This is a genomic window from Saccharomonospora glauca K62 (assembly GCF_000243395.2).
Taxonomy (GTDB): domain Bacteria; phylum Actinomycetota; class Actinomycetes; order Mycobacteriales; family Pseudonocardiaceae; genus Saccharomonospora; species Saccharomonospora glauca.
The window spans coordinates 4,354,995-4,375,614 of sequence record NZ_CM001484.1 but is presented as its reverse complement, the minus strand read 5'-3'; the positions used below and the strand labels follow the sequence as shown (position 1 = coordinate 4,375,614).

At 70.2% G+C, this 20,620-nt stretch carries 21 protein-coding genes; 14 read left to right on the top strand and 7 right to left on the bottom strand.

The genetic code is table 11. The features are described 5' to 3' along the window. Positions 1–36: 36 nt before the first annotated feature. Positions 37–1,146, bottom strand: a complete 1,110-nt coding sequence (locus tag SACGLDRAFT_RS20500; protein WP_005466927.1) for a glycerophosphodiester phosphodiesterase — start codon at positions 1,144–1,146, stop codon at positions 37–39. A gap of 133 nt (positions 1,147–1,279) precedes the next feature. Here SACGLDRAFT_RS20500 and purD point away from each other — a divergent pair, with 133 nt between their 5' ends. The 8 genes from purD (at position 1,280) to SACGLDRAFT_RS20460 (ending at position 8,670) form a co-directional block, all read left to right on the top strand. Next, positions 1,280–2,542: a phosphoribosylamine--glycine ligase gene (gene purD / locus SACGLDRAFT_RS20495; protein ID WP_005466926.1), complete on the top strand. Its 1,263-nt coding sequence runs from the start codon at positions 1,280–1,282 to the stop codon at positions 2,540–2,542. A 148-nt stretch (positions 2,543–2,690) separates the two neighbouring features. Next, positions 2,691–3,110 carry a PE domain-containing protein gene (locus tag SACGLDRAFT_RS20490; RefSeq protein ID WP_005466925.1) on the top strand — a complete coding sequence of 140 codons (420 nt, stop codon included), beginning with the start codon at positions 2,691–2,693 and terminating at the stop codon, positions 3,108–3,110. Between the two features lie 105 nt (positions 3,111–3,215). Continuing rightward, positions 3,216–4,823: a PPE domain-containing protein gene (locus SACGLDRAFT_RS20485; RefSeq protein WP_005466924.1), complete on the top strand. Its 1,608-nt coding sequence runs from the start codon at positions 3,216–3,218 to the stop codon at positions 4,821–4,823. Next, on the top strand, positions 4,820–5,596 hold the full coding sequence (locus SACGLDRAFT_RS20480) for an ESX secretion-associated protein EspG (protein WP_040919383.1): 777 nt from the start codon (positions 4,820–4,822) through the stop codon (positions 5,594–5,596). Before SACGLDRAFT_RS20485 ends, SACGLDRAFT_RS20480 begins: the two co-directional genes overlap by 4 nt. A 113-nt stretch (positions 5,597–5,709) precedes the next feature. After that, a complete protein-coding gene (locus SACGLDRAFT_RS20475) occupies positions 5,710–5,997 on the top strand; it encodes a hypothetical protein (RefSeq protein ID WP_232284007.1) in 288 nt (95 codons plus the stop codon). Beyond that, the gene (locus SACGLDRAFT_RS20470) at positions 5,997–7,133 is read left to right on the top strand and encodes a transglycosylase SLT domain-containing protein (RefSeq protein ID WP_005466920.1); all 1,137 of its coding nucleotides are present in this window, start codon (positions 5,997–5,999) and stop codon (positions 7,131–7,133) included. Before SACGLDRAFT_RS20475 ends, SACGLDRAFT_RS20470 begins: the two co-directional genes overlap by 1 nt. Positions 7,134–7,200: 67 nt before the next feature. Further along, positions 7,201–8,379 carry a pyridoxal phosphate-dependent aminotransferase gene (locus SACGLDRAFT_RS20465; protein ID WP_005466919.1) on the top strand — a complete coding sequence of 393 codons (1,179 nt, stop codon included), beginning with the start codon at positions 7,201–7,203 and terminating at the stop codon, positions 8,377–8,379. 108 nt (positions 8,380–8,487) lie between these two features. Next, positions 8,488–8,670, top strand: coding sequence for a hypothetical protein (locus SACGLDRAFT_RS20460; RefSeq protein WP_005466917.1), 183 nt, complete (start codon positions 8,488–8,490; stop codon positions 8,668–8,670). Positions 8,671–8,679: 9 nt separating this feature from the next. On the opposite strand, the gene SACGLDRAFT_RS20455 is transcribed toward SACGLDRAFT_RS20460, so the two are convergent. Together SACGLDRAFT_RS20455 and SACGLDRAFT_RS20450 are read right to left on the bottom strand one after the other, a co-directional pair. Then, positions 8,680–9,261, bottom strand: a complete 582-nt coding sequence (locus SACGLDRAFT_RS20455; RefSeq protein WP_005466916.1) for an HAD family hydrolase — start codon at positions 9,259–9,261, stop codon at positions 8,680–8,682. After that, positions 9,258–10,301, bottom strand: coding sequence for a threonine aldolase family protein (locus tag SACGLDRAFT_RS20450; RefSeq protein ID WP_005466915.1), 1,044 nt, complete (start codon positions 10,299–10,301; stop codon positions 9,258–9,260). The genes SACGLDRAFT_RS20455 and SACGLDRAFT_RS20450 overlap by 4 nt, the downstream gene beginning before the upstream one ends. A gap of 136 nt (positions 10,302–10,437) precedes the next feature. Between SACGLDRAFT_RS20450 and SACGLDRAFT_RS20445 the strand changes: the two genes are divergently transcribed. The 4 genes from SACGLDRAFT_RS20445 (at position 10,438) to purB (ending at position 13,896) form a co-directional block, all read left to right on the top strand. Then, on the top strand, positions 10,438–10,962 hold the full coding sequence (locus tag SACGLDRAFT_RS20445; RefSeq protein WP_005466914.1) for a SigE family RNA polymerase sigma factor: 525 nt from the start codon (positions 10,438–10,440) through the stop codon (positions 10,960–10,962). After that, positions 10,943–11,686 carry a hypothetical protein gene (locus tag SACGLDRAFT_RS20440; protein ID WP_005466913.1) on the top strand — a complete coding sequence of 248 codons (744 nt, stop codon included), beginning with the start codon at positions 10,943–10,945 and terminating at the stop codon, positions 11,684–11,686. Before SACGLDRAFT_RS20445 ends, SACGLDRAFT_RS20440 begins: the two co-directional genes overlap by 20 nt. A 94-nt stretch (positions 11,687–11,780) precedes the next feature. Next, entirely contained in the window at positions 11,781–12,377 is a 597-nt protein-coding gene (locus tag SACGLDRAFT_RS20435; RefSeq protein ID WP_040920231.1) for a TetR/AcrR family transcriptional regulator, read from the top strand. 88 nt (positions 12,378–12,465) lie between these two features. Continuing rightward, positions 12,466–13,896, top strand: a complete 1,431-nt coding sequence (gene purB, locus SACGLDRAFT_RS20430) for an adenylosuccinate lyase (RefSeq protein WP_040919379.1) — start codon at positions 12,466–12,468, stop codon at positions 13,894–13,896. A gap of 103 nt (positions 13,897–13,999) precedes the next feature. On the opposite strand, the gene SACGLDRAFT_RS20425 is transcribed toward purB, so the two are convergent. After that, complete coding sequence (locus SACGLDRAFT_RS20425; RefSeq protein ID WP_005466910.1) at positions 14,000–14,635, bottom strand: MBL fold metallo-hydrolase; 636 nt, start codon at positions 14,633–14,635, stop codon at positions 14,000–14,002. Positions 14,636–14,691: 56 nt separating this feature from the next. On the opposite strand from SACGLDRAFT_RS20425, the gene SACGLDRAFT_RS20420 reads away from it, so the two are divergent. After that, positions 14,692–16,164 (top strand): aldehyde dehydrogenase family protein, encoded by a 1,473-nt coding sequence (locus SACGLDRAFT_RS20420; RefSeq protein WP_005466909.1) that lies wholly within the window; start codon positions 14,692–14,694, stop codon positions 16,162–16,164. 51 nt (positions 16,165–16,215) lie between these two features. Beyond that, positions 16,216–16,989: an IclR family transcriptional regulator gene (locus tag SACGLDRAFT_RS20415; protein ID WP_005466908.1), complete on the top strand. Its 774-nt coding sequence runs from the start codon at positions 16,216–16,218 to the stop codon at positions 16,987–16,989. A 60-nt stretch (positions 16,990–17,049) separates the two neighbouring features. On the opposite strand, the gene SACGLDRAFT_RS20410 is transcribed toward SACGLDRAFT_RS20415, so the two are convergent. Genes SACGLDRAFT_RS20410 through SACGLDRAFT_RS20400 form a run of 3 tightly spaced genes read right to left on the bottom strand, consistent with a single transcriptional unit; the run spans position 17,050 to position 20,542 of the window. Then, entirely contained in the window at positions 17,050–18,423 is a 1,374-nt protein-coding gene (locus SACGLDRAFT_RS20410) for an aldehyde dehydrogenase (NADP(+)) (protein WP_005466907.1), read from the bottom strand. Next, positions 18,420–19,583: a mandelate racemase/muconate lactonizing enzyme family protein gene (locus SACGLDRAFT_RS20405; protein WP_005466906.1), complete on the bottom strand. Its 1,164-nt coding sequence runs from the start codon at positions 19,581–19,583 to the stop codon at positions 18,420–18,422. Before SACGLDRAFT_RS20405 ends, SACGLDRAFT_RS20410 begins: the two co-directional genes overlap by 4 nt. Further along, positions 19,580–20,542 (bottom strand): U32 family peptidase, encoded by a 963-nt coding sequence (locus tag SACGLDRAFT_RS20400; RefSeq protein ID WP_040919377.1) that lies wholly within the window; start codon positions 20,540–20,542, stop codon positions 19,580–19,582. The genes SACGLDRAFT_RS20405 and SACGLDRAFT_RS20400 overlap by 4 nt, the downstream gene beginning before the upstream one ends. Between the last annotated feature and the right edge of the window lie 78 nt (positions 20,543–20,620).

The window sequence follows — 20,620 nt, the reverse complement described above, 5'->3', positions numbered from 1 at the left end:
GTCCGCAGGTTGTGCACGCGTGTCCGCAGGCGCCGTTCAGCGCAGGGCGACGCGAGCGGCCTCCACCGCGATGTCGGGGTGGTCGGCGAACACGCCGTCGATGCCGGTGGCGAGGAACGCCTCGTACTCGGCGAAGACGTCACCCCACTCCGCGGGGTCGTCGGACGACCGCAGGTCGGTGGGCAGGAACTCGTTCTCCGCGCGGAAGGTCCACGGGTGCACGTCCAGGCCCGCGCGGTGGGCGTCGGCCACGAGCGTCGTCGGCTCACCCAGACTGCCGTCGGCCTCCCTCGGGATGATGCGGTCCTTGGCCGGGCCGAGCGCGTCGGCGTACCGCGCGACCTCCTTCAGCCCCTTCCGGGTCAGCAGGTCGTCGTAGGTGCGGTCGTCGCCGGAGCGCACGAAGTCGTACGGTGCCCCCGAGGCGTCCACGAGCTGCACCAACGGCACCCGCAGCCGCTTGTCCAGCTCCTTCAGGTTGGACACCTCGAACGACTGCACGTACACCTTCGCGCCGGGGTGGTTCAGGCCGTTGCGGTCGAGCGCCTCGACGAGCGCGGGTTCGAGTGGAAGGCCCTGTTCGGCGAAGTACGTCGGGTGCTTGGTCTCGATGTAGAGGCCGATGGGACGGCCCAGTTCGCGGGACAGGCGTCGGGACAGGTCCACGACCTCCTGGAACGTCGGGATCTCGAAGCGGCCGTCGTACACGGTGTTGTGGGGTCGCAGGTCCGGGATGCGTTCGACGGCGCGCAGGGTCTTCAGCTCGGCGAGCGTGAAGTCCTCGGCGAACCAGCCGGTCACGGGCTGTCCGTCCACGAGCTTGGTGGTCCTGCGGTCGGCGAACTCCGGGTGCTGCGCGACGTCGGTCGTGCCACCGATCTCGGGCTCGTGCCGGGCCACGAGCACGCCGTCGGCGGTGGTGACGAGGTCGGGCTCGATGTAGTCGGCGCCCATCCGCGCGGCGAGTTCGTAGGACGCCAGCGTGTGCTCGGGCCGGTAACCGGACGCGCCTCGGTGGCCGACGACGACGAACTCGTCGGGACCGTGGCCGGGCCGTCCCGGCGCCTGCTCGGCGCCCGCGGGAGCGACCGTGCCGAGCAGCACCGCGAGCCCGCACAGGACCAGCAGCGCCAGTCTCTTGCGCATTGTCTGCCCTTTCTCGTGTTGTCGGGTGACGCCTGACTTTGCTCACCATTCGCGACGCCGGGACTACCGGCCAGGGGCCGGGAGGAGACGTACCGGTGAACGATGGCCGAGCGGCGACGCTTACGCTTTGCCCGTGCGCGTCCTGGTTATCGGCTCCGGAGCCCGTGAACACGCTCTTGTACTCGCCGCGTCCCACGATCCGGCGGTGACGGCGCTCGCCTGCGCGCCGGGCAACGCCGGAACGGCCGCCGTGGCGGAGACGCTCGGGGTGGATCTCACCGATCCCGCGGCGATCGCCGAGCTGGCGGTCTCCTGGAAGGCCGACCTCGTGGTCATCGGTCCGGAGGTCCCGCTGGTGGCCGGTGCGGCCGACGCGGTGCGTGCCGCGGGAGTGCCCTGCTTCGGGCCGAGCGCGAAGGCCGCTCGCATCGAGGGCTCGAAGGCGTTCGCCAAGGAGGTCATGGCCGCGGCCGGTGTGCCGACGGCCCGCAGCGAGGTCGTCGACAACCCCGCGCACCTCGACGCGGCACTCGCGCGTTTCGGGCCGACGTGGGTGGTCAAGGACGACGGCCTGGCCGCGGGCAAGGGCGTGGTCGTCACCGACGACCTCGAACGCGCCCGTAAGCATGCGTTGATGCTGTTGGACGGCGGCCATCCGGTGGTACTGGAGTCGTTCCTCGACGGTCCCGAGGCGTCGTTGTTCTGCCTCGTGGACGGACGCACTGTCGTTCCGCTGCTGCCCGCCCAGGACTTCAAGCGCGTCGGTGACGGTGACGCGGGTCCGAACACCGGTGGCATGGGCGCGTACGCGCCGCTGCCGTGGGCGCCCCCAAACCTCGTCGACGAGGTGGTGGACACGATCGTGCGGCCCGTGGTGGACGAGTTGGCGCGCCGCGGCACGCCGTTCACCGGGCTGCTGTACGCGGGGCTGGCGTTGACCTCGTCGGGGCCGCAGGTGATCGAGTTCAACTGCCGGTTCGGCGACCCGGAGACCCAGGCCGTGCTGGCGTTGCTGCGCTCGCCGCTCGCCCAGTTGCTGCACGCGACGGCCACGGGCACCTTGGCCGAGCAGCCTCCGCTGGAGTGGGCCGACGGTGCCGCGGTGACCGTGGTGGTGGCCGCCGACGGGTATCCCGGCAGGCCCCGCACCGGGGACGTCGTCGTGGGCAGCGAGGCCGAGGGAGTCCTCCACGCCGGGACCCGACGTCGGGAGGACGGTGCCGTGGTGTCCAGCGGCGGCAGGGTGCTCTCCGTGGTGGGCGTCGGTCCCGACCTCACCGCCGCGCGCGAGCAGGCGTACGAACGGGTGGGCAGGATTCACCTCGCGGGCTCGCACCATCGCTCCGACATCGCGGCCAGGGCGGCGCGGGGCGAGTTGTCGATTCCGACCCGTTAGGGCCTCGCGTCGTCCATCGGAGGATTTCCCTTCGCGAATTGACGTCGAACGGCGCCTTTCGCCACCGCGTTCTCGGTCCATGGTCAGGTCCGGATTGGTAGCCTGCTCGCAGAGTTGAATGGCTACGGGCCGTAGCAGGGGGTGCGCAGTGTCCGGACAATCCGCGAAGGCGTCGTGGGCGTTCCTGGAGTCGGACGTTCCGGAAGGGGCGACAGCGGCTCCCGAAGTGCCGGGTGTGCCCGCCGTCAAGGACATCACGGTGTCCCCCGACAAGATCGTCGCGGTGGCCGACGTCATCGAGGAGCAGGCCACGGCCTTGGAACGCAAGATCAGCGAGCACCTCGACGCGCTGAGTTTCACGCCTCCCGCCGACGACATCGTCTCGCAGGCGGCAGCCGAGGCATGGAACGCCGTCATCAGCAGCGGGGAGAACTCCTACCGCAATCGGGTCCTGGCCTATGTCCACGGACTTCACAACCTGGCCGAGCAGCTTCGCGCCGCGGGACGTAGGTATCTCGCCGACGACGAGGACAACGCGGCCGCGGTACGGGACGCCGGAGGCAGCTAGCCCAGTGCAGGTCACCGGCTGTCGGTGAGCCCGACAGCATCCGTCGTGAGAACGGAAGACATTTCGTCACCCGGAGCCCCAGACGCCACCAGACAAGGACGCGAGATGAACGACGTCGACATCGTGGCCCAGGCCGCGAGGATTCGCGATCACCGGTTCACCGGCTACACCAACGCCATGCTCGCCGACGAGATCGAGTTGATGCGTTCGGGGCAAGGCGTTACCGGGTTGTCCGAGGCGGTCGCCGCGTTGCGCGCGGTGGCTCGGGCCTTGGAGGAGACCGACGACACGCTGAGGGCCCAACTGGCCAAACTCGGAGTCGAGTGGGAGAGCGACGGCGGTCGGGAGGCGACCTCGGCGGTACGCGGGGAGGCGGACTTCTCCCGCGAGGCGGGTGAGAAGGTGAACGCCTCGGCCGAACGGATCTTCGCGCAGGGCGAGGCGTTCAACCGGACGGTGCACTCGTTGCCCGATCCCGCCGTCCTGCGAACCCCCGTCCCCGAGCCCGGCATCGCGGAGTTCGCCTTCAGCCTGCTCGGTTTCGAAAGCGACCACGTACGCAGGCTCCACGAGACGCTCGAAGCCCGTGAGCAGGCCGTGCAGGCTCTCGACGCCTATGCTCGGCAGAGCGGGGAGAACCTGCTGGGGGCCCCGGAGTTGGGACCGCCCGACCGGCTCGTCGCCAAGGTATCCCAGCGGGTGCCCGAGTCGATCAACGCCGGTGGCGGGCCGGGCGACACCACGTCCCCCGCGAGTACCTCGGCAGGACCGCCGGCTCCCGGCCCCACGACTTCGGCGCCGTCCTCGTCCGCGCCGGCTCCCTCGCCCGTGCCCACCGGCGCGGTCACGCCCTCGGCCGTGTCGACGCCCGTGTTCGAGGCGCCGTCGTACGGCAAGGTCACGGGCAGTACGAACCAGGCGGCTCCGTCTTCCGGGGGTGCCGCCCCGAGCGGGCAGGGCGGCGCGAGTGGTCAGGGGGGCACGATCCCACCTGCGACGGGCAACGCCGTTCCGCCCGCGGCCGCGGGCGGCGCCGCGGGGCCCGTGGGCAAGAACGGCGGAGTGGACTCCGTACGGACTCGGCAAGGCATGGGTCAGCCTGTGTCGGGGTCGCCCGGAGGCCGGGATTCCGAGGTCACGAGTCGCTCGGCGAAGCCGACCACGTCGGGTGGGGGAACGACCGGAACGACGCCGCACGGCAGCGGTGGTCTCGGCGGCAAGTCCGTGCAGTCCGCGCCCCACGCGCAACTCGCGCGCGGGATGGGGAGTGGATCGGTCGCGGCCACGCCGAGTGCCGCGCCCGACGGCAACCTCGGCGAGGTTCCCCCGTCCGTCGGTGAGGGGCTGTCCGTGAACGACCTCGGCGGCGGTATCGCCGCGCTCGGAGCTGGTGGTGTGGCCGGTGCCTTGAGCAGCACCGAACGCACCGGCCGAGGGGTGGGGCGCAGTGCTCCCGGCGCCAAGATCTCCCCACGTCCGCTGGCGATCGGGGACCTGCCCGAGGAGGAGGCGAAGGTTCAGCGCAGTTCCGAACGGCTGAACCCCGGTGGGGCCACGCGCCGGGAAACCTTCCTGGAGAAGGCCGTTCCCGGAGCGGACGAGGAAGGCGAACACGTGCGGCGGTTCGGGGTCGAGGACGACGACCTGTTCACCGACGAGCGCATGGTCTCGCCCAACGTGCTCGGTGACGACGACTCGGACGGCCGATTGTGAACACGCTGGCAGGCGGCAGCGTGGTGCTCTCGACGCTGGAATTCGACCTGCTGTGGGAACACCTGGACCTGCCCCGCCGCCATGTCGCCCTCGACGTTCCCAGCCCCGGAGCCACCTACAGCGAGCGTGCGCGTCTGGTCGACGAGGCATGGGGTACGTTGGCCGACCGTGGGCTCGCGCGGGGTCGCGAGGTGGTGCCCGAGGTGGGCGACGCGCTGCACCTGTTGGCCAGGCCGCGTACGAGCGTCGACGTGTGGATCTGGGCCGACCGGCGGATCACGGGACTGGCGGGCAGTTCCGGCAGCCAGGCCGTGCTCGGTGTCGTCGACGGTGACGAGGTGTGGTTGATTCCGTCGCGTGACTCGGCGTTGGCCTCGGCCGCGGTGTCGGTGGCGGGCGAGTTGGCTCCGGGAGTGGGGCGCTCGATCAGCGTGCCGCACCAGGTGTTGGTGGAGGCCGACGCCGAGGCTCGGGGAGATGCCAAGGCACTCGTACCCGCGTTGGAGGACCGCGGGGTCGAACTGTGGCAGGCGCAGGAACTGGCGGGCATGTTGCTCGGCATGGAGACGCGCGGCCAGTTCGGTGCGCAGCGACTCGACCGCGACGGCCGCATGCGCAGGGCGGGCAGGGTCGTGGCGTTCCACGACACCGACGCGGGCCGGTATCTGTTCCAAGTGGCCCTCGGCGGAGACGGGCGCGACTGGGCCACAGTGACACCTGCGGACAACGCTCTGCTCGCGGAGCGTGTGTGGGAGTTGCTCGACGAGGTCTGAGCGAACTGGGAACCGGCGGGCGGCTCCCAGCGTCGTATGGAGGCTTGGTGCTGACCGCTGGATGGGTGTGCCAAGGGGAGGGCAGAAACGTGCCGGTTTACGACGCTGAATCGATGACCATCACGGCGCGGCGGGTCGACCGCATCGCCGACGATTTCAAGGCATCGATGGAGAAGCTCAAGGGAATTCAGGGGGAGAACCCGTTCGGTGAGGTGGAAGAGCCGGACAACCCCGAGCCGGTCGCGGGCACGGTCGGCAAGTTCACCGACGGTATGCGTTCGGAGTTCGACGCCGCCGCCAGCCGAGTGAGTGCCGCCAGCACGGCACTGCGTGACGCCGTGAACGCGATGTCCGAGGCAGACGCCGTGGCTGCCGACAATCTGACGGCGAAGGACCTGTGATGACCGGCGCGGGAATTCCACCGGAGTGGTCCGAGGTCGAGAAGAAGGCGGCACGGGTCAGCAAGGTCAATCCGGGCGAGATCCAGGAGGTGGCCCGGCAGTTCGAGGAAGCGTCACGTGACGCGGGAGACCACACGGCCGAGCTGACCAACGCGGCGGAACCGCTGCGGGACGGGGTGTGGTCGGGTCCGGCGGCCGACGCCTTCTTCGACTACGTGCAGAAAATCGCCGAGGCGGGCAACAAGGTTAAAGACAAGCTCGACGAGGTCGCCGCGGAGCTGACGTCGCTGCAGGAGACGTTGGCCAACATCAAGCGCCAGATCGAGACCATCAAGGAAGACGCCAAGAAGGAGATCGACACCCGGAACGAGCGAGCGCAGCAAGAGGCCGACGCGGCGAACGCCGCGATGCGCGAGTACGAGAACGGGGAGCGCGATCAGCCACCGTCCCCGACGGCCGAGGAGATCATCCGCAAGGCCGGAGAAGAGAACAGCCGGACGGCCACGGACGCGGCCAAACAGATCGACGACCTGCTGCGGCAGTCGAACGACGCCATCAAACGAGCGCAGGAGCTCATGAAGACCGAAGTCGGTGACGGTTTTTCCAGCGTGCCGGAGCCGGGCTCCGCGCGGTCGCAGCAGACGGCCACGGGCGGCATCACCGGCGGTGGTGGTGCCGGTGGCGGCGGCGGAGGCGGAGGTACCGGAGGCGGAGGTACCGGAGGCGGTCTCGCCGGCTACGGTCCCAGCGGACCTCCGCCGAGCAGCGGGCCTCCGCCGGGCAACGTCGAACAGTGGATCCGGGAGGCTATCAGGATCCTCCAGGCCAACGGCGTTCCGGTCACCGAGGAGAACATCGACGAGATCTGGACGATCATCGAGAAGGAGTCGGGTGGCAACCCGCACGCGTTGAACGACTGGGACTCCAACGCCGCGAGGGGTACGCCGTCGAAGGGCTTGATGCAGTGCATCGACCCGACGTTCCAGGCGTACAAACTTCCGGGCCACGACGACATCTGGAACCCGGTGGACAACATCATCGCGGGCGTGCGTTACATCTTCGACCGCTACGGCGGGTTCGAAGGACATCCGGGTCTGAAGTCGATGGCGCAGGGCGGCGCGTACCAGGGTTACTGATCGCGGTCGCGGGTGCCGCACCATGGGGGCGGGAACGTCGCTCGACGTTCCCGCCTAAGGTGGCGGCATGTTCGATTCCGGGCGTTTGCCGGGGCCGTCGCGCCGGAGTGACGTGGCGCCGTTCCAGGTCATGGAGGTCCTGTCGGCCGCGAAGGAGCGGCAGCGCACACACGGCGACGTCATTGCCTTGTGTGCCGGACAGCCGACGTCGGGCGCGCCGCGCCCGGTGTTGGAGGCCGCGCAGCGGGCCCTGCACGACGATCTCGGTTACACGCCGCAGCTCGGCATCCCCGAACTCCGTGAGGCCATCGCGGGGCACTACGCGCGGTGGTACGGGGTGTCCGTCTCGCCGGAGGACGTGATCGTCACCACGGGGTCCTCCGGCGGATTCCTGTTGTCGTTCCTCGCGGCGTTCGACGCCGGGGCCCGCGTCGCGATGGCGCGGCCCGGCTATCCGGCTTACCGCAACCTCCTGGCTTCCCTCGGGTGCGAGGTCGTGGAGTTCGACACCGACGCCAGCACCCGCTTCCAGCCGACGACGGAGCTGCTCGACGGGCTCGGCGAGCTGCGGGGCGTGATCGTGGCGAGCCCCAGCAACCCGACGGGGACCGTGCTGCCCGCCCCTGAGCTGGCGGCGATCGCGCGGTGGTGCGACGAGCGGGGCGTGCAGCTCATCAGCGACGAGATCTACCACGGCATCAGCTACGAGGCTCGTGTCGGTTGCGCCTGGGAGACCTCGACCGAGGCCGTGGTACTCGGTTCGTTCTCGAAGTACTTCGGAATGACGGGTTGGCGGTTGGGGTGGGCGCTCGTGCCGCGACGGCTGCACCGCGCCGTGGACGTGCTCACGGGCAACTACAACATCTGTGCGCCCGCGCTCGCCCAGCGGGCCGCGGTGGCCGCGTTCACCGAGGACTCGTACGCCGAACTCGACGCGCGTGTGGCGAACTACCGCGCGAACCGGGACCTGGTGCTGGAGGGGATCGCCGACATCGGGCTCGGCAAGGTCGCTCCCGTGGACGGCGCGTTCTACGCCTACGTCGACGTCTCCGACCACACCGACGACAGCCTCACGTGGTGCCGGAGGTTGCTGGACGACACGGGCGTGGCGATCACTCCGGGCGTGGATTTCGACCCCGTGCACGGTGGCCGATTCGTGCGGTTGTCGTTCGCGTGTTCACAGGACGAACTGACGCGGGCGATCCGACGCATCGGCGACTGGCTGTCGCGAGGTGCGGGCCGGTAGGGGCAACCCGGAGATCTCCCTGATTGTTCGGGCGAGCCGGGGCGCCGGACTACCGGATCATGTCAAGCTGGAAACCGGACAACCGGTAGTACAGGCAGCGGAGGAATCATGTTCTGGAAGATCGTCGGCGGTTTGCTCCTCGCGTGGGTGGCCTTCATGGTGGTCGGCGCCGTCGTCGGCTTCCTCGCGAAGGCGGTGTTCTGGATCGCCGTCATCGGCGGTGGCGTGTTCCTCGGGGCCGCGGCCTACGGAGCGCTCAAAAGCGACAAGCGTAAGCAGCTGAAACCTTGACCGAGGGCTTCAGCCGGCCAGCATCCGGCGAGCGTGGTCGGCGCCCTGCCAGAGGTGGGCCCGGAGCCCGGCCGCCCTCGCACCGGTCACGTTGACCTCGCGGTCGTCGAAGAACACACAGTCGCTCGGTCGGGCCCCGAGCCGTTCCGCGAGTAGTTCGAAGATCTTCGCATCCGGCTTGGCGCACCCGACGTCGCCGGAGAACACCCGTACTCGGAAGTGCTCGGCCCAAGGTTGCCGTTCGGCGAAGCGGGCGAACGAACTCGGTGCGTTGGACAGCAGGGCGAGTTGGGCACCGTCGCGGGCGAGTTCGTCGAGCAACGCGGCCGAGGCCGGGTGGAGGTACGACCACCCCTCGATGTCGAGTCGAGTGAGGTCGGCCACCGCGTCGCCGTCGAGGCGGGCTCCGGTGGAGGCGGCGACGGCGCTCCAGTACTCCTCGTCGGAGCAGCCGCGGTCGTAGGCGTCGCGGTGTGCCCAGTAGGCGGATTCGAACCGCTCCTGCGACACGCCGAGGCGGGCGGCGAGCCGAGGGAGTGCCTCGGTGCGGGTGCACAGGACCTCGCCGTAGTCGAATACGGCCCACGTCATGCGCTCAGCCCCTTGCCGATCCGGGAGAGGGCCTCGGTCACGTCGTCCGAGGTGACGTCGCGGTGGAGTACGAACCGCACTTTGCCTCCCATCGGCAGCGTGAGGATGCCGAGGGCGCGCAGGGAGTCGAGCGTGGCGTTCACGTCCTCGACCTTGGCGAGGACGATGTTGGTCTGCGGTTCGGTGACGTCCCACCCCAACTCGCGCAGGCCCGCGGCCAGCGTGGCGGCCTTCGCGTGGTCCTCGGCGAGCTCGTCGACACGGTCGAGCGCGACGAGGCACGCCGCGGCGAGCACACCGCCTTGCCGGACGCCGCCACCGAGCATCTGCCGCATGCGTCGGGCCTGCTCCACGAATTCGGTGCTTCCCGCCACCACCGAGCCGACGGGAGCCCCGAGTCCCTTGCTGAAGCACGCCGACACGCTGTCCACCCCGGCGGCCAGCGTGGCCGGTGGGACACCGAGGGCCACGGAGGCGTTCCAGATGCGTGCGCCGTCGAGGTGCACGCGCAGCCCCGCGTCGTGGGCGGCGGCCACGAGCGCCGCGTGCTCGTCGGGAGGGATGGCGACTCCCCCGGCCGCGTTGTGGGTGTTCTCCAGCGACAGCAGGGTGGTGCGCAGTGTGTAGTACGGCCCGGTACCGCCCGCCGCCGCCCGCACGGTCTCGGGCCTCGGCCGTCCGGGGCCCGCGTCGTGGTCGAGGGGGTCGGGCATGCCTCCGGCCAGCCAGGCGGCCGAGCCCAGCTCATTGACCAGCACGTGCGCGCCGCGCGGGGCGAGGAAGCGGTCGCCTCGGCGCAGGTGCGTCGAGAGCGCGATGAGATTGGCCATCGTGCCGCTCGGGGTCCACAGCGCGGCGGGCTTGTCCAGGACGTCCGCCACGCGTTCCTCCAGCGCCCGAATGGTCGGGTCGGTGTCGATGACGTTGTCGCCGACCTCGGCCGCGGCCATCACCGACCGCATGTGCTCGTCGGGGCGGGTGAGCGTGTCGGAACGGAAGTCGAGGGGCTTTAGTTCGGAAGGAGTGGAGTCGACCGTCACGGGCCCGATGACATCACATGTGGGGGAGGGCTCGCCTCGGGCCCCACCGATGGGTGAGACTGCTCGTCGCGTGCAACCGTGGGGTCGGGGGTTTCCGTCTCCACCGTCGACAACACGACCGACCGGAGACGTCTGCGTGGCCCACCATGACGACGAGTTCGCGGAGTACTTCGCGGCGAAGCGGGATTCCGTGCGCCGAACGGCGTACCTGTTGTGCGGGGACTGGCATCGCGCCGACGACCTCGCGCAGACAGCCTTCGTGTCGTTGCACCGCAGATGGCGACGGATTCGTGACCGCACGGCCGTGGACGCCTACCTGCGGAAGACGCTGGTGCGGGCCGCGATCGACGAGTCACGGCGGCCCTGGCGGCGCGAGCAGCACACCGACGAGGTGCCCGAACCGCGGGGAACGGACACGGGTGACGCACTGGCCGAGAGGGTGAGCACACGTGAGGACCTGCTGGCCGGACTCGCGAAGGTGCCGTCGAAGCAGCGGGCGGTGTTGGTGCTGCGCTACTTCGAGGGGCTCGACGTGAGCAGCGTGGCGCGGGCGCTCGGGTGCAGCGAGGGCAACGTCAAGAGTCAGACGGCGCGGGGACTGGCGAACCTCCGGGCGGTACTGGGCGAGGAGGTGGACACGCGTGGACGAGCGGCCGGATGAGCATCGACTTCGACGGATGTTGCGGGACGCCGTGGAGGACGCCCCCGAGCCGTCGTTCACGGTGGACGACGTGACCAACGCTTCGCGCCGCATCACGGCGCGGCGGCGTTCGCTGGTGACCGCCGCCGCGGCCGTCGTGGTGGGAGCGGGCGCGGTGACGGGGCTCGTGGCGTTCGGAGCGGGGCAGCGGGACGGCGGTTCCACGGCGCTCGCGCCGGGCGAGACCGTGGTGTCGGGGGAGATCGCGAAAAAAAATCCGGAGAGTGGGCAACCGAACGACGACGAGGGGCGTGGACTGGGTGTCGAGAGCTTCCCCGACGCTTCGCCGAAGCAGGGCGGCGGATCGTCGGAGGAAGACGGCCCTCGGGCCGAAGGCACCCCCGCGTGCCAATCGGTTGATCGGGAGCTCGCCACCGCCCTCGCTGGCGAGCTCCCGATCGACCCGGTCGGTGAAGCCATCCCCTACCGCTCGTGCTTCGAACCGGACGGTCGCGCGGCGGCCTACCGAGTGCCGGGCGGCACCGTCGCGGTGGTCCTCGATCCGCAGGGCACGCACGCGTTCGACGTGCCCCTCGACGTCGCGAGTGCCGTCGCCACGGTCGACGTGGGCGGTGGGAAGCTCGCCGTGATCGGGGTCGCGGCGGACAGCGCGGACGAGGCGGACGTGCCGTTGCGGGAGGAGCTTCCCGGCATCGCCGAACGCGTCGCCGCCGCGCTGGGCTAGCCGAACGCCGTGTCGGCCCGAACTCGGCGCCGAGGACGCCGTGGACGGTCGTTTCCCCGTTCCGTCCTCGGAGAAGATGGCAGACTATCCCGCCATGACCTCAGCAGCCAGTACGCCGAAGGGCGAGCGCAGGCGCGCCGCTCTCGTCGCGGCCGCGGCCGAGTTACTCGCCGAGGGCGGGTTCGACGCCATCCGGCATCGCGCCGTGGCGGAGCGCGCCGGGCTGCCGTTGGCGTCCACGACCTACTACTTCGACTCCCTCGACGAATTGGTCCGCGCGGCCACGGAACACCACGGGAGAGCCGAGCTGGAGGCCGGGCGGGCGAAGTTGGCGACGCTGCCCGCCGGGAACCGCCGGGTGGATGTCCTGGTGGAGTTGGTGCTGGACCTGTTGCTGGGGTCGGACCCGCACTACGAGGCCATCGTGTTGCGGTACGAGCGGCTCGTGGGGACGGGAAGGCGTCCGTACCTGCGTCCCTTGATGCGGCGGTTGGCGGCCGAACTGCGGGAACTGCTCAAGGAGAGCTTCGCGCGTTCGGGTTTCGAGATCGACGACGAGCGTCTCGAACGGCTCATCGCGCTGGTGGACGGCACCGTCGTCAACGCGCTCGTCGAGGTCGACCCCGATCCGAGGGCGGTGGCAGCGCGTGTGCTGGGGGAGGCACTGCGTGAGGAGTTCGAGCCCACCTGAGCCCCCGTGGCATCCACGGAGCGGGATCACCATGTCGTGGACCACCCTGAACTCGGTGTGCGGGGTACCACCTGGCTAGCCTGACCGTGTGACGGACAAGCCTCGAATCCCGAACGTGCTCGCGGCCCGCTACGCCTCGCCCGAGTTGGTGCGGCTGTGGTCCCCGGAGCACAAGGTCAGACTCGAACGCGACCTGTGGCTCGCCGTGCTCAAGGCACAGCGGGAGCTCGGGGTCGAGGTACCCGACGGTGTGGTGGCCGATTACGAGCAGGTCGCCGATCGCGTCGACCTGGAGTCCATCGCGGCGCGGGAGCGCGTGACCCGGCACGACGTGAAGGCGAGGATCGAGGAGTTCAACGCCCTCGCCGGCCACGAACATATCCACAAGGGCATGACCTCGCGCGACCTCACCGAGAACGTGGAGCAGCTTCAGCTTCGCCGTTCGCTGGAACACATCCGGGTGCGGGTGGCCGCCGTGCTGGCGCGACTGGCGGAGCTGGCCACGCAACACAGCGACCTGGTGATGGCCGGGCGTTCGCACAACGTCGCCGCGCAGGCGACCACGCTCGGCAAGCGTTTCGCGACGGCCGCCGACGAACTGCTGGTGGCGTTCGACCGCCTCGACGACCTCATCGCGCGCTACCCGTTGCGGGGCATCAAGGGCCCGGTCGGCACCGCCCAGGACATGCTGGACCTCCTCGGGACGCCGGAGCGGCTCGCGGAGCTGGAACGGCGGGTGGCGGAGCACCTCGGGTTCGAGCGCGTGTTCACCAGCGTGGGCCAGGTGTATCCGAGGTCGCTGGACTTCGACGTGCTCTCGACGCTGGTGCAGCTCGCCGCTGCGCCGGCGAGCCTGGCCACCACGATCCGGCTCATGGCGGGGCACGAGCTGGTGACGGAGGGCTTCAAGCCCGGCCAGGTGGGTTCGTCGGCCATGCCGCACAAGATGAACACGCGGTCCTGCGAGCGCGTGGGCGGACTCGCCGTGGTGCTGCGCGGTTACCTGTCGATGATCGGCGAACTGGCCGGTGATCAGTGGAACGAGGGTGACGTGTCCGACTCGGTGGTGCGCAGGGTCGCGCTGCCGGACGCGTTCTTTGCGCTCGACGGGCTGCTGGAGACGTTCGCCACCGTGCTCGGCGAGTTCGGCGCGTTCCCCGCCGTCATCGACCGGGAGCTGGCGCGGTACCTGCCGTTCCTCGCCACCACGAAGGTGCTGATGGCAGCGGTTCGCGCCGGGGTGGGCCGGGAGACCGCGCACGAGGTGATCAAGGAACACGCCGTGGCGGTCGCGCTGGACATGCGCGAGCGAGGGCAGCAGGACAACGACCTGGTCGAGCGCCTCGCCGCCGACGACCGGCTTCCGCTGGACGCCGACGACCTCAAGGCGCTGCTCGCCGACCGGCTCTCGTTCACGGGCACCGCGGGCGCGCAGGTGGAGGCCGTCGTCGCGAGGGTGTCGGAGATCGTGCGTCGGTTCCCCGAGGCGGCGTCGTACGAGCCGGGTCCGATCCTGTGACCACTCGCGGTCGGGCTGCTACCGCTGTTCGCTCAAGCGAGAAGAAGCGTGGCACTCCTCAGCGAGGACGCCCGGAGCCGCTCCGCGCGCCCGCGGTGAACTCCTAGAGAGTCAGGACCTCGCCGTGCACCGGAGGGCGAACCTCGGTGCCGTCCGGGGCGAGGTTCGTGTAGAGGCCGATGTAGACGGCGGGCTTGGCGAGCAGGGCCTCGTGGACGGGAATCGCCAGTCGCGGCGACACCGCACGGAGGTAGTCCACGACCTCGCCCGCCTTCAACCACGGCGCGGCCGTGGGGAGCGCGAGCACGTCGATGCGCTGTTCCGGCACGAAGAACGAGTCACCGGGGTGGTAGAAGGCCCCGTCGTCCACCACGTAACCGACGTTGGAGACGACGGGCAGGTCACTGTGGATGGTCGCGTGCTGGCCACCGACGACGGTGATCCGGGTACCGCCGAGGTCGAAGGTGTCGCCGGGGTGGGCGGTGGTGACCTCGATCTCCAGGTTGTCGATGGTCTTCGTGGTGCCGGGATCGACGATCAGTCGGGCCGAGGGATTGGCCGCGAGCAGCTCCGGGAGTTTCTCCGTGTCGATGTGGTCGTAGTGCTGATGGGTGATGAGCACGGCGTCGAGATCGCGTACGGACTCGAAGCCGCTGGAGAACGCGCCGGGGTCGAACAGCAGCCGGGCGTGTTCGGTCTCCAGCAGGACGCAGGAGTGGCCGAAGTGAACGAACTTCACGGTAGTCCCCTTGTTGGCGAGTTGGCAACGATCTGTCGCTTCCCTACGCTGTCAGCATGACGAGCACCGAGCAGGCCGTCGAGACGTTCGACTCACTCGATCCAACGACGGACGAGGTCGTGGGGACCTACCCCGTGCACGGTCCCGATGCCGTCGCCGCCGCCGTGGGCAGGGCTCGCGGTGCCGCCGAGTGGTGGGCCTCGCTCGGGTTCGCGGGCCGCGCCGAACGACTGCGCCGCTGGAAGGGCGTGATCGTGCGACGGATGGCCGAGCTGTGCGACGTGGTCAGCGCCGAGACCGGCAAGCCGAAAGGTGACGCGCAGCTCGAAGTCGTCCTGGCCGTCGAACACATCGAGTGGGCGGCCCGCAACGCGCGCAAGGTGCTCGGCCCGAAACGGCGCCCGTCCGGGCTGCTGCTCGCCAACCAGGCTGCCACCGTCGAGTACCAGCCGCTCGGCGTCGTCGGGGTCATCGGGCCGTGGAACTACCCGGTCTTCACGCCGCTGGGCTCCGTGGCCTACGCGCTGGCCGCGGGCAACGCGGTGGTGTTCAAGCCCAGCGAGTACACCCCCGGCGTCGGTGCCTGGCTGGTACGGGCGTTCGAGGAGGTTGTGCCCGAGCGTCCCGTCCTACAGCTCGTCACCGGGTTCGGCGCCACGGGAGCGGCGCTCGTGCGTTCCGACGTCGACAAGATCGCCTTCACCGGCTCGGCCGCCACCGGCAAGAAGATCATGGCCGCCGCGGCGGAACGCCTGACGCCCGTGGTCATCGAGGCGGGCGGCAAGGACCCGCTGCTCGTGGACGCCGACGCCGATTTGGACGCCGCGGTCGACGCCGCGGTGTGGGGAGCGTTCTCCAACGCGGGCCAGACGTGTGTCGGTGTCGAGCGGGTCTACGTCCACACGGCCGTGTACGACGAGTTCGTCGCCAAACTCACCGAGCGGGCGCGGCAGGTGCGGCCGGGTGAGCACTACGGGCCCATGACTATGCGGTCGCAGCTCGACGTGGTGCGCAGGCACATCGCCGACGCCCTCGCCAGGGGTGGCCGGGCGCTCGTGGGTGGTGCCGACGCCGTGGGTGAGCGCTATGTGCGGCCCACGGTGCTGGTCGACGTCCCGGAGGACTCCGCGGCCGTGCGCGAGGAGACGTTCGGGCCCACGATCACCGTGACCCGAGTGTCCGATATGGACGAAGCGGTCGAGAAGGCCAACGACTCCACCTACGGGCTCGGGTCCACGGTGTTCTCCCGGCGTCGGGGCATGGAGCTGGCCCGGCGGTTGCGGACGGGGATGACGGCGATCAACGCGCCCCTGTCGTTCGCGGGGGTGGCCGCCCTGCCCTTCGGAGGTGTCGGCGAGTCCGGGTTCGGGCGCATCCACGGTCCGGAAGGGCTGCGGGAGTTCGCTCGTCCCAAGGCCATCACCAGGCAGCGGTATCGGATGCCGCTGGTGATGACCACCTTCGCCAGGACGCCGAAGACCGACGAGTTGGTGCGACGGCTCGTGACGGTGTTGCACGGCAGGCGGTGAGTACCTCGACCGTTGTCCGAAGTTTCGGACACCGTCTGGTATGCTGGGCGAATGGCTCGTCTCGTGCCCGCTGTTCTCCGCGCCGCCGACATCCTGGAGCTCTTCCTCGGCGACGACGTCACGTTGTCGGCGAGTGAGATCGGGAGTCGGCTCGAACTGCCTCGGTCCACGACGCACGAACTGCTCACCACGCTCGTCGAGCGGCACTACCTGGTGCGCCGGTCGGGTGAGGAGACCACGTACCGGCTCGGGCCGAAACTGCTCGAACTGGGGGCGCGCTACCAGCAACGGCTGGAGTTCACCGCCGAGGCCGACGCCGTCGCGCGTCAGGTCGCCGCGGAGTGTCGGGAGACCGTGCACGTCGCCGTGCTCGACGGCCTCGAAGTCGTTTATGTGTCCAAAGTAGACTCAACTCATTCCGTGCGGCTCATCTCCGAGGTGGGCAGGCGGCTGCCCGCGCACTGCACGGCGGTCGGGAAGGTCCTGTTGGCGGGACTTTCCGAGGAGGAGTTGTCGGCGCGGTTGAAGGGACACCGCCTCGTCGCGCTCACCGAGAACAGCATCACCTCGCGCACCGCGTTGCGGCAGCAGCTCGCGAAGGTGCGAGAGACGGGTGTGGCTCACGAACGCAGCGAGTCGAACCCCGACGCGGGCTGCGTCGCGGCGCCCGTGGTGGACGCGACGGGCGAGTGGATGGCGGCCATGAGCATCTCCATCCCCACCTCCCGCCACTCCGACGAGGCGTGGCCCCGCTGGGAGAAGTTGGTGCGGGAGGGCGCAGCCGAGCTGACTCGCAGGCTCGGTGGTCGTCCCGCGACCCCCTGAGACGGGGAAAGGCCGCCTTTCCCGAGGGGAGGGGAAAGGCGGCCTTCGACCACGGGAGTCTCACCGCGGCAGCAGGTGCGGGGGCACGTTCTGGAACGCGACCGGACGCAGGAACCGCGCCGAGGCGGTGATGCCCACCGACGTGTGCAGGGGCGACGTGGTGGCGGGGTACGGCCCACCGTGGTGCATGGCGGGGGTGACCGACACGCCCGTGGGCCAGCCGTTCCACAGCACACGACCCACCCGCTCGGCCAGCTCGGTCAGCAGGGGGCGGGCGATCTCGTCGGACTCCTCACCGTGCACGGTGCCGGTGAGCTGGCCCTCCAGCGAGCGCGCCACCGCGAGCAGTTGCTCGTCGTCGTCGTAGGTCACCACCAGCGACGTCGGACCGAAGCACTCCGTGGCGAGCGCGTCGGGGTGGGCGAGCAGGTCGGCCGCCGTCGTGGCGAGCAGCGTCGGCGTTGGGCCGTCCTCGCCGAACGTGCCCTCCACCAGCACCCGCACCGAGGGGTGTCCGCGCAGGGCTTCCAGGCCCGCCGTGTAGCCCTCGGCGATGCGGTCGTTGAGCATCGCGGTGGCCCCCTTGGCGCGGGCGTGCTCCGCGGCGAGTTCGGGCAGCCGCGAGTCGGACGGCACGAGCAGCAGGCCGGGCTTGGTGCAGAACTGACCGGTGCCGAGGGTGAACGAGTCCACGTACCCCGTCGCGATCTCCTCGGCGCGAGCCTCGGCGGCGGCCCTGGTGACAAACACCGGGTTCACGCTGCCGAGCTCGCCGTAGAACGGAATCGGTTCGGGCCGCGACACGGCGAGGTCGTAGAGGGCCCGGCCGCCCCGCAACGAGCCGGTGAAGGCCACCGCCTTCGTGCGCGGGTCGAGCACGGCGTCGCGGCCGTCGGCCTCGCCGTGGAACAGCGCGAACGTCCCTTCGGGAGCGCCGGCGGAGGTCAGCGCCGTACGCACGATCTCGGCCGTGGCGTCCGAGAGCTTCGGGTGTCCCGGATGGGCCTTCACCACGACGGGGCAGCCCGCGGCCAACGCCGACGCCGTGTCGCCGCCCGCCACGGAGAACGCGAACGGGAAGTTCGACGCCGCGAACACCACGACGGGGCCGAGCGGCACCAGCACCCTCCGCAGGGCCGGCCGAGGGCCGGTGGGCCAGTCGGGGTCGGCGTCGTCCTCGATGACCTCGAATCCTTCACGCACCTGGCCCGCGAACGAGCGCAACTGGAACGTGGTGCGCACCAGCTCGCCGCGCAGCCTGCCCTCGGGCAGGTGGCTTTCCTCCCGAGCCAGCGGCACCAGCTCGTCGGCGGCCGCGTCGAGGGCGTCCGCGACGGCCTCCAGCGCTGCCGCGCGCGTCTCGTCGGGCAGCTCCGCCCACGGCCGGGCGGCCTTTGCCGCCGCGCCGAGCAGAGCGTCGGTCACCTCGGTCATGCGTCACCGTCCTTCTTGGTACCCCGGAACTGCCAGTCCTCGGCGAACAGGTCGAAGCGCGCGGCCTGGAACGGATGCTCGGCCACGAAGTCGGTGTCGAGCTCCACGCCGAGCCCCGGCGCCGTCGGCAGTGCGAAGTAACCGTCCTCCACCGGCGGCAGGCCGGGTGCGGCCCGCTTGACGTGTTCGTCGGCGAAGTCGTTGAAGTGCTCCTGGATCTTGAAGTTCGGGGTGCACGCCGCCAGGTGCAGGTTGGCCATCGTCAGCACCGGCCCACCCACGTTGTGGGGTGCCACCAGCACGAAGTGCGTCTCCGCCGTGGCCGCGAGCTTGCGGGTCTCCAGGATGCCGCCCAGGTGGCCGATGTCGGGCTGGATCACGTCGGCGGCCTGGAGCTCGAACAGCTCGCGGAACTCCGCCCGTTCGTGGATGCGCTCACCGGTCGCCACCGGGGCGTCCACCTGCGCGGCGACCTTCGCCAGCGCCTTGAGGTTCTCCGGCGGCACGGGCTCTTCCAGCCAGCTCGGGTCGAACTTCGCGAGCGAGCGGGCGATACGCACCGCCTCCGCGGGGGCGAAGCGGCCGTGCATCTCGACGAGGATCTCCACGTCGGGGCCCACGGCGTCGCGCACGGCCTCGACGAGCTCGATCGACCGAGTGCGTTCCCGAGGTTCCAGCTCCCACTGGCCGGGGCCGAACGGGTCGAACTTCAGCGCGCGGTAACCACGCTCGACGACCCGCTTGGCGGCGGCGTGGAACTCTTCCGGCGTGCGCTCGACGGTGTACCAGCCGTTGGCGTAGGCCTTGACGCGGTCGCGCACCTTGCCGCCCAGCAGCCGCCACACCGGCTGGCCGAGGGCCTTGCCCACGATGTCCCAGCAGGCCATCTCGACACAGGCGATCCCGGACATCATGATCTCGCCGGGCCTGCCGTAGTCGCCGCGCTTCATGCGCTGTACGAGTGCCTCGATGTCGAACGGGTCGGCGCCGATCACGTGCCGGGGCACGGCCTCGGACAGATACCCCTTCAGTGCCTCGGTGTGCCCGAGCATGCGGGTCTCGCCGACACCGGTCAGCCCCTCGTCGGTGGTGACCCGGACGAAGGTCAGGTCACGCCACGGCGTGCCCATCACGAAGGTCTCGACATTGGTGATCTTCATGACGCGCTCCTCGTCGCTTCGGTGACGGCGGTGGTGTTCGGTACGGCCAGATCCTGCGCCGGCAGCGTGGACGCCACGGCGTCGGGGGCGTAGCGGGCGAGGGTCTCCAGGCCGATCTCGGCGCGACGGACGCGTTCGCGGGAGAGCCTGACGGCGGTGTCGGTGAGGTGCGTGCCGCTCGGGTAGATGTTCGGGGCGTTACGCAGCCCGAACTTCAGGTACACGGGCGCGGCGACCCGCACGATCTCGGCGATCTCGAAGTGTCGGACGAACCCGCCGAGGTCGTCGGGTGCTTCCACGTAGATGTCGATGGGGATGTCGATGGCCGCCCGCACCGCGGCGAGCTGCGCCAGCGAGAGGTCGGTGGGCACGTTGTACGTGTTGGCCCCGTGTTCCTCGGCGATGCGGATGGCCGCCGGGTTGGCGAGTCCCATCTGCACGCTGACCTTGAACTGGAGATCGGAGGGCAGCTCGCCCGCCTCGCGCATCCGGGAGGCGACGGAGAGTACCCCGAGGTCGGTGACGAGGACGCTGCGCACGCCCGCTTCCGCCGTGCGGCGGATGTCCTCCAGCACGTGCACGAGTTGTTCGACGCCGCGTGCCTGCGCCGCCACCGGTCCACCGCCCTCGGCGAGCGAGGCGGCCCCGGTGTCCCAGCCCGCCACGGGACGGGCGAACAGGCTGAGCTCCACTCCTCGGGCCTCGGCGAGCGCGGCCATGGCCGTCAGTTCGGTCTGGGTGAGCAACATGCCGCCGCTGCCCTGGGAGACCCGATGGACGGTGACTCCTCGGGCGTCGGCCTCGTCGAAGACGGCCTCCATCGCCTCGACCCCCTCGACGCTGGGGATCTCGACGCGGTAGGCGGCGCCGTCGGGGAAGCGTTTCGTGCTGCTCGGGAGCTCGCCGGGATCTGTCGAGGGCAGTCCGAGCGAGCGCAGGAAGGATCGCGACCGTTCCACCGCATCCACCAATCTTGTCCGAAATTTCGGATACTATCCGTAGCTGCGAACGAGATTAGGGGTCGACCGTTGACAGCG